The sequence below is a fragment of the Curtobacterium sp. MCPF17_051 genome, from assembly GCF_003234595.1.
GTDB lineage: Bacteria > Actinomycetota > Actinomycetes > Actinomycetales > Microbacteriaceae > Curtobacterium > Curtobacterium flaccumfaciens.
In genome coordinates this window covers 118,691-133,208 of the sequence record NZ_QKSE01000001.1, presented here as the reverse complement: position 1 = coordinate 133,208, position 14,518 = coordinate 118,691, and the positions used below count along the sequence as shown (strand labels likewise).

The 14,518-nt window shown below is 72.4% G+C and carries 11 protein-coding genes; 6 read left to right on the top strand and 5 right to left on the bottom strand.

The window, feature by feature from the left end; genetic code table 11:
• The first annotated feature begins 257 nt into the window (after nucleotides 1-257).
• Both DEJ35_RS00685 and DEJ35_RS00680 read left to right on the top strand, forming a co-directional pair.
• Entirely contained in the window at nucleotides 258-1,868 is a 1,611-nt protein-coding gene (locus tag DEJ35_RS00685; protein ID WP_110859468.1) for a DEAD/DEAH box helicase, read from the top strand.
• A 213-nt stretch (nucleotides 1,869-2,081) separates the two neighbouring features.
• A complete protein-coding gene (locus DEJ35_RS00680; RefSeq protein WP_110859467.1) occupies nucleotides 2,082-2,285 on the top strand; it encodes a CsbD family protein in 204 nt (67 codons plus the stop codon).
• A gap of 87 nt (nucleotides 2,286-2,372) precedes the next feature.
• Here DEJ35_RS00680 and DEJ35_RS00675 read toward each other — a convergent pair whose 3' ends face one another.
• Nucleotides 2,373-2,915, bottom strand: coding sequence for an NUDIX hydrolase family protein (locus DEJ35_RS00675; RefSeq protein ID WP_110859466.1), 543 nt, complete (start codon nucleotides 2,913-2,915; stop codon nucleotides 2,373-2,375).
• A 73-nt stretch (nucleotides 2,916-2,988) separates the two neighbouring features.
• Here DEJ35_RS00675 and DEJ35_RS00670 point away from each other — a divergent pair, with 73 nt between their 5' ends.
• Nucleotides 2,989-3,609: an alpha/beta hydrolase gene (locus DEJ35_RS00670; RefSeq protein WP_110859465.1), complete on the top strand. Its 621-nt coding sequence runs from the start codon at nucleotides 2,989-2,991 to the stop codon at nucleotides 3,607-3,609.
• A 72-nt stretch (nucleotides 3,610-3,681) separates the two neighbouring features.
• Here DEJ35_RS00670 and DEJ35_RS00665 read toward each other — a convergent pair whose 3' ends face one another.
• On the bottom strand, nucleotides 3,682-4,356 hold the full coding sequence (locus DEJ35_RS00665; RefSeq protein ID WP_027466765.1) for a PadR family transcriptional regulator: 675 nt from the start codon (nucleotides 4,354-4,356) through the stop codon (nucleotides 3,682-3,684).
• A 160-nt stretch (nucleotides 4,357-4,516) separates the two neighbouring features.
• Between DEJ35_RS00665 and DEJ35_RS00660 the strand changes: the two genes are divergently transcribed.
• A complete protein-coding gene (locus tag DEJ35_RS00660; RefSeq protein ID WP_111191872.1) occupies nucleotides 4,517-9,280 on the top strand; it encodes a DEAD/DEAH box helicase in 4,764 nt (1,587 codons plus the stop codon).
• Between the two features lie 92 nt (nucleotides 9,281-9,372).
• Complete coding sequence (locus DEJ35_RS00655; RefSeq protein WP_110859462.1) at nucleotides 9,373-10,152, top strand: Fpg/Nei family DNA glycosylase; 780 nt, start codon at nucleotides 9,373-9,375, stop codon at nucleotides 10,150-10,152.
• Here DEJ35_RS00655 and DEJ35_RS00650 read toward each other — a convergent pair.
• Nucleotides 10,143-11,057 carry a LysR family transcriptional regulator ArgP gene (locus DEJ35_RS00650; RefSeq protein ID WP_111191871.1) on the bottom strand — a complete coding sequence of 305 codons (915 nt, stop codon included), beginning with the start codon at nucleotides 11,055-11,057 and terminating at the stop codon, nucleotides 10,143-10,145. The genes DEJ35_RS00655 and DEJ35_RS00650 overlap by 10 nt on opposite strands.
• Nucleotides 11,058-11,126: 69 nt before the next feature.
• On the opposite strand from DEJ35_RS00650, the gene DEJ35_RS00645 reads away from it, so the two are divergent.
• Nucleotides 11,127-11,852: a LysE/ArgO family amino acid transporter gene (locus DEJ35_RS00645; protein WP_111191870.1), complete on the top strand. Its 726-nt coding sequence runs from the start codon at nucleotides 11,127-11,129 to the stop codon at nucleotides 11,850-11,852.
• Nucleotides 11,853-11,990: 138 nt separating this feature from the next.
• Here DEJ35_RS00645 and DEJ35_RS00640 read toward each other — a convergent pair whose 3' ends face one another.
• Together DEJ35_RS00640 and DEJ35_RS00635 are read right to left on the bottom strand one after the other, a co-directional pair.
• On the bottom strand, nucleotides 11,991-13,466 hold the full coding sequence (locus DEJ35_RS00640; protein WP_110859459.1) for an APC family permease: 1,476 nt from the start codon (nucleotides 13,464-13,466) through the stop codon (nucleotides 11,991-11,993).
• 176 nt (nucleotides 13,467-13,642) lie between these two features.
• A complete protein-coding gene (locus DEJ35_RS00635; RefSeq protein ID WP_110859458.1) occupies nucleotides 13,643-14,515 on the bottom strand; it encodes a hypothetical protein in 873 nt (290 codons plus the stop codon).
• Nucleotides 14,516-14,518: the final 3 nt, after the last annotated feature.

Genomic DNA, 14,518 nt, shown 5'->3' with positions numbered 1-14,518 from the left:
CCCCGCCCTCGCCGTTCCGGGGATGTGCACGCTATGCTGGTCGTACTCGAGGCGCCGATCGCCTCGTGCGTCGTACGGACGCCCCGAACTCCCGACCAGCTGTCTCCAGACTCCGGTCGATGATCGAGCACCTCACGAAGGTGCCCAGGCTTCTCTGCTGCGGCGACTGCGCCAGCCACATCCGTTGGCGCGCATCCCGCCCGCGCGCTGCCTCAGAGCGCGCCCACAGCCGGACTGCTCCGGCTCGAAAGGTCACCATGACCACCGAAGACATCCGTTTCTCCGACCTCGGCGTCCCCACGCCGATGGTCTCCGTCCTCGCCGACCAGGGCAAGGACATGGCGTTCCCCATCCAGGCGGACACCCTCCCGGACTCCCTGCAGGGCAAGGACGTCCTCGGCCGCGGCCGCACCGGCTCCGGCAAGACCATCGCCTTCGCGATCCCGCTCGTCGCCCGCCTCGCCGCCAGCGGCCGCAAGCGCCGCGCCGGCCGCCCCCGCGCCCTGGTGCTCGCGCCGACCCGTGAGCTCGCGACGCAGATCGACGTCGCCCTCGCCCCGCTCGCCAAGGCCATGGGCCTCAACACCACGACCATCTTCGGTGGCGTCGGTCAGGGTCGCCAGGTCGACGCCCTGCGCGGCGGCGTCGACGTCGTGGTCGCCTGCCCGGGTCGCCTCGCCGACCTCATGCAGCAGGGCCACGTGAACCTGGGCGACATCGAGGTCACCGTCCTCGACGAGGCCGACCACATGGCCGACATGGGCTTCCTGCCCGGCGTGACCAAGATCATGCAGGCGACGCCCGAGAACGGGCAGCGACTGCTGTTCTCCGCCACGCTCGACAACGGCGTGGACAAGCTCGTCAAGAAGTTCCTGCACAACCCGGTGATGCACTCCGTCGACGAGGCGAACAGCCCCGTCGAGGCGATGACCCACCACCTGTTCGAGGTCGCCGACGCCGACGCGAAGAAGCACCTCGTGAGCGCCCTCGCCTCGGGCAACGGTCGCCGCATCCTCTTCATGCGCACGAAGCACCACGCCAAGCGCCTGGCCAAGCAGCTCAGCAGCCAGGGGATCCCGGCCGTCGACCTGCAGGGCAACCTGTCGCAGGGTGCCCGTGAGCGCAACCTCGCGAAGTTCTCCTCCGGCGAGGCCCTGGTGCTCGTCGCCACCGACGTCGCCGCCCGCGGTGTGCACGTCGACAACGTCGAGCTCGTCGTGCACGTCGACCCGCCCACCGAGCACAAGGCGTACCTGCACCGCTCGGGCCGCACGGCGCGTGCCGGTTCGTCCGGTGACGTCGTCACGGTGACGATGCCCGCCGAGCGTCGCGACGTCGCGCAGATGATGCGTGCTGCCGCGATCAAGGTCACCCCGCAGCACGTCACGGCGACCTCCCCGGCCGTCACCGCGCTCGTCGGCGAGGTCGCTCCGATCCGCCACGTCGCCGAGGAGCAGCCCACCCAGCAGCGTCAGCCCAAGCAGCGCTCGGCCGAGTCCGCCGGTGACGGCGGCGGTCGTCGCCGTGGTCGCGGCGGTCGGTCTGGAGGCGCGGCGCAGCCCGCGCGCTCCGGCTCGGCTGGCGAGTCCGCCGGTTCGGCCGGGGGCCGTCAGGGCCGTCCGGCCCGTGGCGCGCGGACCGAGGGTGCCGGGCGCTCCGGTGCCGCGGCCGCCGGTTCGACCGGTGGTCGCCGCAGCGGCGGCAACCGTCGCTCGGGCAGCAGCGACGTCGTGCGCGGCGGCTCGTCGGCCGTGTGGTCGTCCGAGGGCGGCTACGCCGCGGGTCGGTCCGGCAACGAGTCGGGCGGCAACCGTCGTGGTGGCTCGCGCCGCGCCTCCCGTCCGGCCGGCGCTGCCGACCGCCACTGACCTGCGCGGTCTGAGTCCGCAAGACACCGGTGTTCACGTTTCGAACCCCCGCATCCCGGGGTGTGTTCCGTGAACACCGGTGTTCCGCGTCGGGGCTCGGGCGAACCTTGGCGGGGGCTGGGGGTGAGGGACTCCGACGGGCGTACGGTCTCACTCACCGGATGCCGCGCAAGCGGCTGACGGGGAACACGTCCGCTTCTGGAAGGAGTGCCTATGGCTGGCATCGATGACATCAAGAACGCCGCTGAGAAGGCGTCAGGCAAGGTCAAGGAAGCCACCGGCAATGCGACCGGTAACGACCGGCTGAAGGCCGAAGGCCAGACCGACCAGGGCAAGGCCTCGGCGAAGCAGGGCGTCACCGACGTCAAGGACGCCGCGCACGGCGTCGCCGACAGCTTCAAGGACGACAAGCACTAAGCCGGTTCGCGACCGCGCTGCGAAGCCCCCGGATCCGATCGGATCCGGGGGCTTCGTCGTGCGCACGGCGTGGACACCCCGGTCGGGTTAGTGCAGGGCGCCGACCGATGCCAGGCCGGCACGGAGCAGTGCGCCGCGGCCGCCTTCCATCTCGTCGGCGACGGCGTCGGACGCGGCTTCCATCGGGCTCATCCACGTGAGCTCGAGGGCGTCCTGCCGGGGTTCGCACGTCCCCGTGACGGGAACGACGTACGCCAGCGAGATCGCGTGCTGCCGCTCGTCGGTGTACACCGAGGCGCCGGGCAGCGGGAAGTACTCGGCCACGGTGAACGGCGTGGGGCTCGAGGGCAGCTGCGGGAACGCCATCGGCCCGAGGTCCTTCTCCAGGTGGCGGAACAGTGCGGTGCGGATCGACTCGCCGAACATCACGCGACCGGACACCAGGGTGCGGGCGATCGAACCGCTCGGGGAGACACGCAGCAGCACGCCGACCTCGGTCACGACGCCGAGGCCGTCGGTGCGGACGGGGACCGCCTCGACGTAGCAGATCGGCAGACGACGGCGGACGTTCGCGAGCTCCTCGTCGGACAGCCAGCCGGAGTCGGGATCGGGGGTGCGCAGCGAGGACATGCACCGTGTCTACCAGGCACGGCGGCGAGTTCGGCGGAAGGCGCGGGGGTTGGGGATGGTTACCGTTGTCCACATGATCGATGCGGACCTGGTGCAGTGGACACGGAGTGCCCCGGACCGGCGGGGGACACCCCTGCTCGTGGCGATGCACGGGGTGGGGTCGAACGAGCACGACCTGCTCGGGCTCGCCCCCGCGCTGCCGCCTGCGTGGACCGTCGCGTCGCTCCGGGCGCCGACGGCGTGGGGGCCCGGCTTCAGCTGGTACCCACTCGGCACGCCCGGCTCCCTAGCGCCGGAGGCGGTCGACGCCGTCGCCGCCGAGGTGCTCGACTGGATCGACTCCGTCGCCGCCGACCACCCGCGGATCGGCCTGCTCGGGTTCTCGCAGGGCGGCTCGATGGCGCTCCAGCTCCTGCGCGCCCGGCCCGCGGCGTTCGCGTTCGCGGTGTCGCTGTCGGGGTTCGTCGTGCCGGGCGTCTCGGACTCGCGGGACGAGGCCGTGTCGGCCGTGCGGCCGCGGGTGTTCCTCGGGCACGGCGACATCGACCCGGTGATCCCGCCCGAGGCCACCGCCCGGACGCAGGCGTGGGCCGCAGCCCACACCGACGTGACCGACCGCACCTACGCGGGCCTGCCGCACGCCGTGTCGACGGCGGAACTGGCCGACGTGGCGGCCTTCGTCGACGCCGGGTAGGCGCACGACGACGGACCGGAGGCCCGGTGCCAGCTGGCACCGGGCCTCCTGTCCGTTACGCGGTGACGTCCGTCAGTCGGCGAGGATCTGGAGCAGGTCCTTGCGGAGCTGGTCCACCTTGGCCGTGGCGGCCTTGGCCTGTTCCTCGGTCGCGGTGCTGCGGTACATCTGCAGGACGCCCATGGTCTTCCGGAGCGCCTCGAAGAACTCGCGCTGGGCGTCCGGGATACCCGGGGCCCCGTCGAGTGCCGCAGCGATCTCGTCGGCCTTGGCCTCGGTCTCGGCCTTGCCGGCGTCGGTGAGCTCGAAGAGCGTCTTGCGGCCGTCGCCCGACGAGACCACGAGGTCTTCGTCGACGAGCTGCTGGAGCGTCGGGTAGACCGAGCCGGGGCTCGGCTTCCAGGCGCCGCCGGTGCGCTCGGCGATGGTCTTGATCACGGCGTACCCGTTCTGCGGGCCCTCGGCCAGCAGACCGAGGATCGCGAGGCGGACGTCACCGCGGCGACGGCGTTCGCGGCCGAAACCGGGCCCGCCGAAACCGGGGCCGAAGCCCATGCCCGGACCGAAGCCGGGGCCGAACCCGCGGCCACCGAAGCCGCGGCCGCCGTGGTCGTGGTCACCGCGGTCACGGCCGGGGAAGCCGGCGCCGTGGTGCTGCCGCGCGCCGCCGAAGCGGGGGCCGCGCGGGCCGAACCCGCGCTGGTCGCGGGGGGACGTGTTGCTGTCGTCGTCATACGAGGGGCGCATGAGGAGTCCTTTCATCGTGCTGAGTCGGCTCGCGATCGGTCTGACCTGATCGTCTTCGTCGTATCGCGATGTGTTCACGATAGGTCGTTAACTATCGTTCCGTCAAGGGGTACGCGCGCCCGGCCTGCTGTCGGTGGTGGGGGGCAGGATGGGACGGACCATGACGGACGTCTTCGAGCGCTTCTCCCCCGCGACCACCGAGTGGTTCCGCGGCGCCTTCGACGCACCGACGCCGGCGCAGGCCGGGGCGTGGGACGCCATCTCGACCGGGCAGCACGCACTCGTGATCGCCCCGACCGGCTCCGGCAAGACCCTGGCGTCGTTCCTGTGGTCGATCGACCGACTCATCAGCGCGACGGACCGTCCGCCGGCGAAGCAGCGCACGCGGGTGCTCTACGTCTCGCCGCTCAAGGCCCTCGGCGTCGACGTCGAGCGCAACCTGCGGAGCCCGCTCGTCGGCATCACCCAGACCGCTCGGCGCCTCGGCACCGAACCGCCGGACGTCACGGTCGGGGTCCGCAGCGGCGACACCCCGTCGTCCGACCGCCAGAAGCTCCTGCGCCAGCCGCCGGACATCCTCATCACCACGCCCGAGTCGCTCTACCTGATGCTCACCTCTCAGGCGCGCGAGACCCTGGTCAACGTCGACACGGTCATCGTGGACGAGGTCCACGCGGTCGCCTCGACCAAGCGCGGCGCGCACCTGGCCGTGTCGCTCGAGCGCCTCGACGACCTGCTCGACAAGCCCGTGCAGCGTATCGGGCTGTCGGCGACCGTCCGCCCGCCGGAAGAGGTCGCGCGGTTCCTCGGCGGCCGTGCACCGGTGACGATCATCGCGCCGCCCGCGCAGAAGACCTTCGACCTGCGGGTCGTCGTGCCCGTCGACGACATGACCGAGCTCGGGGCGCCGCCGGTCGGCGCGGACGCGTCCGAGTCGCCGACGAACGGGTCGATCTGGCCGCACGTCGAAGAACGTGTCGTCGACCTGATCGAGGAACACCGCTCGACCATCGTGTTCGCGAACTCGCGGCGGCTGGCCGAACGGCTCACGGCGCGGCTCAACGAGATCCACGAGGAACGCGTGCTCGCCGCCGCCGGTGACGGCGTGCTGGTGCCGGCTGGGGCGTCCCCGGACGACGACGGGCTCCCCGCGGCGCGGGGCCGACCGCAGTCACCGGCCCGCACCTCGGCGCACGCCGTCGCACCCCAGGGGGCCAAGCGACCGCCGGCGCAGCTGATCGGCGGGTCCGGGCAGACGGGTGGCGGGGGCTCGGACGCCTCGGTCCCGGTGCTCGCCCGCGCACACCACGGCTCGGTGTCGAAGGACCAGCGCGCGATCATCGAGGACGACCTGAAGTCCGGTCGGCTGCGGTGCGTCGTCGCGACGAGTTCACTCGAGCTCGGCATCGACATGGGCGAGGTCGACCTGGTCGTCCAGGTCGAGGCGCCGCCGTCGGTCGCGAGCGGCCTGCAGCGCGTCGGTCGCGCCGGCCACCAGGTGGGTGAGATCTCCCGCGGCGTGCTGTTCCCGAAGCACCGGGCCGACCTGGTCAACAGCGCGGTCACGGTCGAGCGGATGGTCACGGGTCAGATCGAGTCGATCTCGGTGCCGGCGAACCCGCTCGACGTCCTGGCGCAGCACACCGTGGCCGCCGGGGCGATCGACACCCTCGACGTCGAGCACTGGTTCGAGCTCGTGCGGCGGAGCGCCCCGTTCAGCGGTCTGCCCCGATCGGCGTTCGAGGCGACGCTCGACCTGGTCACGGGCCGGTACCCGAGCGACGAGTTCGCCGAACTCCGGCCACGGCTGGTCTGGGACCGCGTGCACGGCACCCTGACCGGGCGCCCCGGTGCGCAGCGACTCGCGGTGACGAGCGGCGGGACGATCCCCGACCGCGGCATGTTCGGCGTCTTCATGGTCGGCGAGAAGGCGTCCCGCGTCGGCGAGCTCGACGAGGAGATGGTCTACGAGTCGCGCGTGGGCGACGTCTTCGCCCTCGGTGCGACGAGCTGGCGGATCGAGGAGATCACCCACGACCGCGTCGTCGTGAGCCCGGCGTTCGGGCAGCCCGGACGTGTGCCGTTCTGGAAGGGCGACGGCATCGGCCGGCCCGCCGAGCTCGGCCGGGCGACCGGTGCGTTCGTGCGCGAGGTCGAGGGCGCCTCGGACGAGGACGCCCGCGCCCGCGTCGCCGCCGGTGGACTGGACGAGCGCGCCGTCACCAACCTGCTGACCTTCCTGCGCGACCAGCGCGCGGCCACCGGTCACGTGCCGAACGACACCACGCTCGTCATCGAGCGGTTCCGTGACGAGCTCGGGGACTGGCGGCTCATCCTGCACTCGCCCTACGGCATGCAGGTGCACGCGCCGTGGGCACTGGCCGTCGCCGCACGGCTGCGCGAACGGCACGGCATCGACGGTGACGCGATGGCGGCCGACGACGGCATCGTCGTCCGCATCCCGGAGACCGATGCCGAGCCGCCGGGTGCCGACCTGTTCGTGTTCGAGCGCGACGACCTCGAAGCCCTGGTCACGGACGAGGTCGGCGGCTCGGCACTGTTCGCCGCGCGGTTCCGCGAGTGCGCGGCGCGCGCCCTGCTGCTGCCCCGACGGAACCCCGGGCAGCGGTCGCCGCTCTGGCAGCAGCGGCAGCGGGCCTCGCAGCTGCTCGAGGTCGCGCAGAAGTACCCGACGTTCCCGATCGTGCTCGAGACCGTGCGCGAGGTGCTGCAGGACGTCTACGACGTGCCCGCGCTGCTCGGGATCGCCGACGACATCGCCGGACGCCGGATCCGCCTGGTCGAGACGGAGACCGAGCAGCCGTCGCCGTTCGCCCGCTCGATCCTGTTCGGGTACGTCGCGGCCTTCATGTACGAGGGCGACACCCCGCTCGCCGAACGCCGGGCAGCGGCCCTGTCGCTCGACTCGACGCTGCTCGGCGAGCTGCTCGGACGTGCGGAGCTGCGCGAGCTGCTCGACCCGGCGGTCATCGCCTCGGTGGAGCGCGACCTGCAGCGGCTCTCGCCGGACCGCCGTGCCCGTGACGCCGAGGGGCTCGTGGACGTGCTGCGGCTCGTCGGCGCGCTCGACCTCGACGAAGCGGTCGACCGGAGCTGGCTCGCCGACACCGCCGACCGTCCAGCGGCCACCGCCGAACTGCGCAGCACGCTGCAGGTCCTCGAGCGTGACCGCCGGGTGCTCTCGTTCTCGCACGCCGGGGCGACGCGCTGGGCCGTGATCGAGGACGCCGCCCGTCTGCGGGACGCCCTCGGGGTCCCGCTGCCCATCGGTGTGCCCACGGCGTTCGTCGAGCCCGTGGCCGACCCCCTCGGTGACCTGATCGGACGCTACGCCCGATCGCACGGGCCGTTCTCCGCGCACGAAGCCGCCGGGCGACTCGGTCTGGGCATCGCCGTCGTGCAGGACACCCTGCGCCGACTCGTCGCCGACCGCCGGGTGGTGGAGGGCGAGTTCCGCCCCGACCGCCAGGGTGCCGAGTGGTGCGACGCCGAGGTCCTGCGCCGGATCCGCACGAAGTCCCTCGCAGCGCTGCGGCACGAGGTCGAACCGGTCTCGCCGGACACCCTCGCCCGGTTCCTGCCCGCGTGGCAGCACGTGCAGACCCCCGGGACCGGCGGTGGGCTCCGCGGCGTCGACGGCGTCCTGCAGGTGATCGACCAGCTCGCCGGGGTCGCCCTGCCCGCCAGCGCCTGGGAGACCCTGGTGCTGCCGTCGCGCGTGACCGACTACTCGACGAGCATGCTCGACGAACTCACCGCCACCGGCGAGGTCCTGTGGTCCGGCGGTGGCACCCTGCCGGGCAATGACGGCTGGGTTCGCCTGCACCTGGCCGACACCGCGGCGACGACGCTCGCCGAGCCCTCCGGCGACGAGACGACCGAGCTGCAGCGGGACGTGCTCGGGGCCTTGGCGGGCGGTGGCGCGTACTTCTTCCGGCAGTTGGGCCAGGCCGTGGGCAGCAGTGACGACCAGGCGCTCACCACCGCGCTGTGGGACCTGGTCTGGGCGGGGCAGATCACGAACGACACGTTCGCCCCGCTGCGCTCGATGCTCGGCGGCAAGGCGAAGAGCTCGAGTGCTCCGCGTGCTCGGGCCTACCGCGGCCGTCGGCGTCCGACGATGCCGACACAGTCCGGGCCGCCGTCGGTCGGGGGCCGGTGGTCCTTGCTGCCGCTGGCCGAGTCCGACTCGACCGTGCGGGCGGCCGCGACCGCCGAACAGCTGCTCGAACGCTACGGCGTCGTCACCCGCGGTGCCGTGCAGGTCGAGGGCGTCCGGGGTGGTTTCGCCGGGGTGTACCGGGTGCTCTCGCGCTTCGAGGAGTCCGGCCGGGCTCGTCGCGGGTACTTCGTCGAGGGGCTCGGTGCCGCTCAGTTCGCCACCGGCCCGACCGTCGACCGGCTGCGCACCTACGCCCGCGAACTCGGCGACGACGAGCGCGACGATCCGGACCGGAAGCGCGAGGCGCTCACGCTCGCCGCGACGGACCCGGCGAACCCGTTCGGGGCCTCGTTGCCGTGGCCGACGGGCGACGCCGATCCAGGCGTCGGGGCTGACGATGCCGCCGGGGCCGAGAGCACCCTCGGCAGCGGTGCGGCGAGCGGCGCGAAGACCACTCGGGGCCACCGGCCGGGGCGGAAGGCGGGCGCCCTCGTGACGACCGTCGACGGCAAGCTCACCGTGTACGTCGAGCGCGGTGGCAAGTCGGTGCTGACCTTCACCGACGACGCCGCCGACCTCGCTGCCGCGGCCGCCTCCATCGCCGGCATCGTCCGGACCGGGCTGCGCAAGCTCTCGGTCGAACGGGTCGACGGGGACTTCGTGCTCGAGACGCCGCTCGGCGGCGCACTCCGGGCCGCGGGGTTCACGGCGACCCCGCAGGGGCTGCGGCTCCGTGTGTGAGGCGAGCCGCGCCTCCCGGCAGCGCAGCGACCACGTGCCGGAAGTGCCCCGTGCCGTCCGGACGAGTTGCGGGCGCCCGTCGGAGGTGACCCGTGCCTGAAGGCGACACCGTCTACCGGGCGGCTCGCCGCCTGCACACGGCGCTGGCGGGCAAGGTCCTGACGAAGAGCGACTTCCGGGTCCCCGCGTTCGCGACGCTCGACCTGGTCGGCCGCACCGTCGACGAGGTCGTCCCCCGCGGCAAGCACCTGCTGCACCGGATCGGCGACCTGACCGTGCACTCGCACCTGAAGATGGAGGGTCGGTGGGACGTCTACGCGCCCGGTGACCGCTGGCGACGGCCGGCCCACCAGGCCCGGGCGATCCTGGACGCCGAGGGGGTCTCCACCGTCGGCTTCGCGCTCGGGGTGCTCGAGGTCGTCCCCCGCGACCAGGAGTCCGAGGTCGTCGGACACCTGGGGCCCGACCTGCTCGGCCCCGACTGGGACGCCGACCTGGCGCTCGCCAACCTGACCGAGGACCCCGAGCGCCCGGTCGGGCTGGCGCTGCTCGACCAGCGGGTGCTCGCCGGGCTCGGCAACGTGTACCGGAACGAACTCTGCTTCCTGCGCGGTGTGCTGCCGACGCGTCCGGTCGGGCAGGTGCCGGACCCGGCGCGGACGATCACGCTCGCCAGCCGACTGATCCTGGCGAACCGCGACCGCAGTGCCCGCGTCACCACCGGTGTCGACCGTCCGGGACGACGGTTCTGGGTCTACGGCCGTGCCGGCAAACCGTGTCTGCGGTGCGGGACCCCGATCCGGCACGGCGAACTCGGCGACTCGGAACTCACCCTGCGCGACACGTACTGGTGTCCGCGCTGTCAGACCTGACGCGCGGGGTGCAGGCGCGACGAGGCGGTCGCACGGACGGCGTCGGTGACCCGTTCGAGGAGCGGTGACGCCAGGTTCCAGCGCTGCCACCACAGCGCCACGTCCGCGTGCCGGCCCGGGGCCAGCTCGACCAGGACACCGCGGTCGATCGCCTCGAGGCACTGCGCCTCGGGCAGCAGCCCCCACCCGAACCCGAGCGTGACCGCACGGGCGAAGTCGGCAGAGGTCGGGACGAAGTGGCGCGGGCCTCCGGGAGCGTGTCCGAGGACCTGCCGCAGGTACCCCTGCTGCAGGTCGTCGTCGCGGTCGTAGTCGACGAGCGGGACCTCGTCGAGCCGCCGGAGCATCCGCCGCTCGGTGCCGGTGTCGCCGAGGTAACGGGCGACGAACGCCGGGGACGCCACCGCCCGGTACCGGTCGATGCCGAGCGGCACCGACGAGCAGCCCTGCACCGGATCCGCCTCGGCCGTCACGGCACCCATCACCGTGCCGGCGCGGAGCAGTTCGGCGGTGCGGTCCTGGTCCTCGCGGTGCAGGTCGAAGACCACCTCGGTGTCGGCTCGGACGAGGGCGAGGGCGTCGAGGAACCAGGTGCCGAGCGAGTCGGCGTTCACGGCCAGCGGGATCGACGGCACCACCGATGATCCACCGCCGAGCGCTCGGGAGGTCTCCTCGTCGAGCAGCCGGACCTGCCGTGCGTGCCGGAGCACCACTGCGCCGTCCGCGGTCGGGCGCACCGGGGTGGTGCGCTGGAGCAGGACCCGGCCGACCTGCTGCTCCATGGACTTGATCCGCTGCGAGACCGCCGACGGGGTGATCGCCAGCGCGCGGGCCGCCGCGTCGAGCGTGCCGTGGTCGACGGCGGCGAGCAGCGTCTCGAGGTGCTCGCGCTGGAACCGGACCATGCAGCTGAGCTTACGGTGCTGCAGGAACGTGAGCTGTACTGCACCGGCGCCTGGCTCTAGCGTCGGAGCGTGACCGCGCTCCTGCCCCTGCTCTCCGGCCTCGGCACCGGACTCGCACTGATCGTCGCGATCGGTGTGCAGAACACCTACCTGTTGCGCCTGGCCGTGAGCGCCGGAGTCCGGGTGGTGGCCGCTGCCGTCGTGGTGTGCGCCGCTTCGGATGCGCTGCTCATCGTCGCCGGGGTGCTCGGGGTCGGGGCCGTGGTCGAACGGTTCCCCGTGGCGCTCCTGGTGGTCCGGTTCGTCGGGGCCGCGTTCCTGCTCACGTACGGGGTGCTCGCGGCGCGGCGTGCGCTGCGACCCTCGGGGGACGCGATGCGGGTGGCCGACGAAGCGACCGACGACGGTGTGATGGGTGCCGACGCGGACGCGGGGATCGACGCGACCACCGGCACGACGGTAGCGGCGGGGCGGACGCGCACCGCGCCTCCCGGCCAGGTGGTGACCATGCGGACGGCGGTGCTGACCATGCTCGTCTTCACGTGGGCGAACCCGCACGTCTACCTGGACACGCTGGTGTTCCTCGGGTCGGTGGCGAACCAGCAGGGTGCGGACGACCGGTGGCTCTGGACGATCGGTGCCGTCACGGCGAGCTGCCTGTGGTTCGGGGCGCTCGGGTTCGGCGGACGCCTGCTGCGGCCGCTGTTCGAGAAGCCGCTGACCTGGCGGGTGTTCGACGGCCTGGTCGCCGTCGTGATGCTCGCGTTCGGCGTGCTCCTGCTCGTCGGCGCGTAGCGACGCGGAGCCGCGCGGCGGCGGCGCGGCGCGGCGGCGGCGCGGCGGACAGGCGGGCAGCAAAACACCGGTGTCCACACGTCGAACCGCGTTGTGCGGGTGTGCAACGTGCGAACACCGGTGTCTTGCGGAACCGCCCTACTGCATGCGCTGGCCGACGCGGCTGTGGCGACGGCTGTAGCCGAAGTAGATGACGAAGCCGATGGCCAGCCAGACGACGAACCGGAGCCAGGTCTCGACCTCGAGGTTCAGCATCAGCCAGAAGCACAGCACCGCCGAGATGATCGGCAGCACCGGCGACCACGGCACCCGGAAGGCCCGCGGGGCGTCGGGCCGCGAACGACGCAGCACGACGATGCCGATCGACACCAGGACGAACGCGGACAGCGTGCCGATGTTGATCATGCCCTCGAGCTTGTCGACCGCGGTGAACCCGGCCAGCAGCGCCACGACGACACCGGCGACGACCTGCACGCGCACCGGGGTCTGCGTCTTCGGGTTGGTCTTCGAGAACCAGCGGGGCAGCAGGCCGTCACGACTCATCGAGAAGACGATGCGGGACAGGCCGAGCAGCAGCACCATGACGACGGTGGTCAGACCGATCAGGGACCCGATGGCGATGATGCCGGCGGCCCACGGCAGCCCGACGATGTCGAACGCCGACGCCAGGGACGGCGCCTTCTCCTCTGCCAGGCGCTGGTACGAGACCATGCCGGTGATGACGATGCTGACACCGACGTAGAGCAGGGTCACGATGCCGAGGCCGATGAAGATGCCGCGGGGCAGGGTCTTCTGCGGGTTCTCGGTCTCCTCCGCGCTGGTGGCGACGACGTCGAAGCCGATGAAGGCGAAGAACACCAGGGACGCCGCGGCGAGCAGGCCGAAGACCCCGTACTGGGCGGGCTCGGCACCGGTGAACCAGGACACGAGCGACTGGGTCCAGACGCTGCCCTCGGCGCCCTTGGCCGGCTCGGCCGGCGGGATGAACGGCGTGAAGTTCGCGGCCTTGACGAAGAACGCGCCGGCGACGATGACGAACACGACGATCGCGACCTTGATGACGGTGATGACCGCCGACACCCGCGACGACAGGCGGGTGCCGAAGGCGAGGAGCACCGTGAAGATCCCGACGATGAGCACCGGACCCCAGGTGAAGGGGATCGGGCCGAGCTGGATCGTGCTCGGCAGGGTGATGCCGAAGACGTCGAACGCGGTGCTGAGGTAGATGCCCCAGTACTTCGCGATGACGGCACTGGCGGTGAGGGTCTCGAGGATGAGGTCCCAGCCCACGATCCAGGCGAGCAGCTCACCCATCGTGGCGTACGTGAACGTGTACGCGGAGCCGGCGACGGGGATCGTCGACGCGAACTCGGCGTAGCACATGATCGCCAGGCCGCAGGTGACGGCGGCGAGCAGGAAGGAGATGATGACGCCGGGCCCTGCGAAGTTCGCGGCGGCGTTCGCGCCGACCGAGAAGATGCCGGCGCCGACGGCGACCGCGATCCCCATCGCGGCGATGTCGAACGTCTTCAGGGAGCGTTTCAGGGACCTGCCCTGCTCCTCGGAGTCGGCCAGGGAGGCCTCGATCGACTTGATGCGGAGCTTCGTTGCCATGGGGTGGATCCCGTCATCGGCTGGCGGCGGACCTCGGAAGGGTACTGGTGTACCACTGTGTCACGCAAAGCGTCCGCCCGGACGGTGGCCCGGTCCGGCGACGGCCAGGAGGCGCGGCACCGGCCCGGCAGCCACCGCTCGGTCGGCTGACGGGTGCGTCCAGTGCCGCGGTCGCGTCAGCGGCCGGCGCGCCAGTCCGCCAGGAACCGGGCGCCGGCCTCGTCGTGGATCACGCCGTCGGGCGCGGTGAGCACCGGGTACGGCGTGGCCGGCACCCCGTCGGCGGGACGGACGTCGACGTGCGCGACCTCGTGGCCGTGGGCGTGCAGCCAGTCCGCCATGGCGTAGTCGCTGCGGGAGTCCCCCACGGTGCGCCAGGTGACCGGGAGCTCGCCGTCCTGCCCGAGGAGCTCGAGCGAGCGCTCGGCCCCGAGGTCCTTGCCGCTGCGGTCGGACTCGACGTCGGTCGAGATGATCGTGGGGTCGATGCGCCACTGCACGGCACCGTCGGCGTCGGGTCGGACGTCGTCGAGTCGGCGGACACCGAGCCCGCGACGCTCGAGCGCGGCCATGGCCTTCGCGTCGAACTCCGGTTGGCGGGCCAGGTAGGTGGCGTTCGGCACCTCGACGCGCTGCTCGATCGACACCATGGCGCGCTTCGTCTCGTCGAAGAACACCAGGTCGGCGTACTCGTCGCGGACCAGCTCGCGCATCTCGTCGGCGTAGTCCCGCGGCAGCGCGAGGTCCTCGGCGACCGTCAGTTCACCCATGCCGCCGTCGTACTGCGGACCGATCGAGCACCACACGGCGCCCTTCTCGCAGACCGCATGGACCCGCCCGCCCTCGGCGAGGCCACCGGCGAGCAGCGGGCCGACGACCTCGGAGCGGATGAACGCGTCGCTGCGCCCGGTGTTGAACACGATCGGGATGCCCTCGGCGGCGAGCGCGACGAGGTCCGCGACGATGCTCGGGATCGCGATGGTGCGGGAGACCGGGCTGGCGATGGGTCCGTCGACGTCGAGCAGGAGACCGAGGCGGGGTGCGTTCACCCG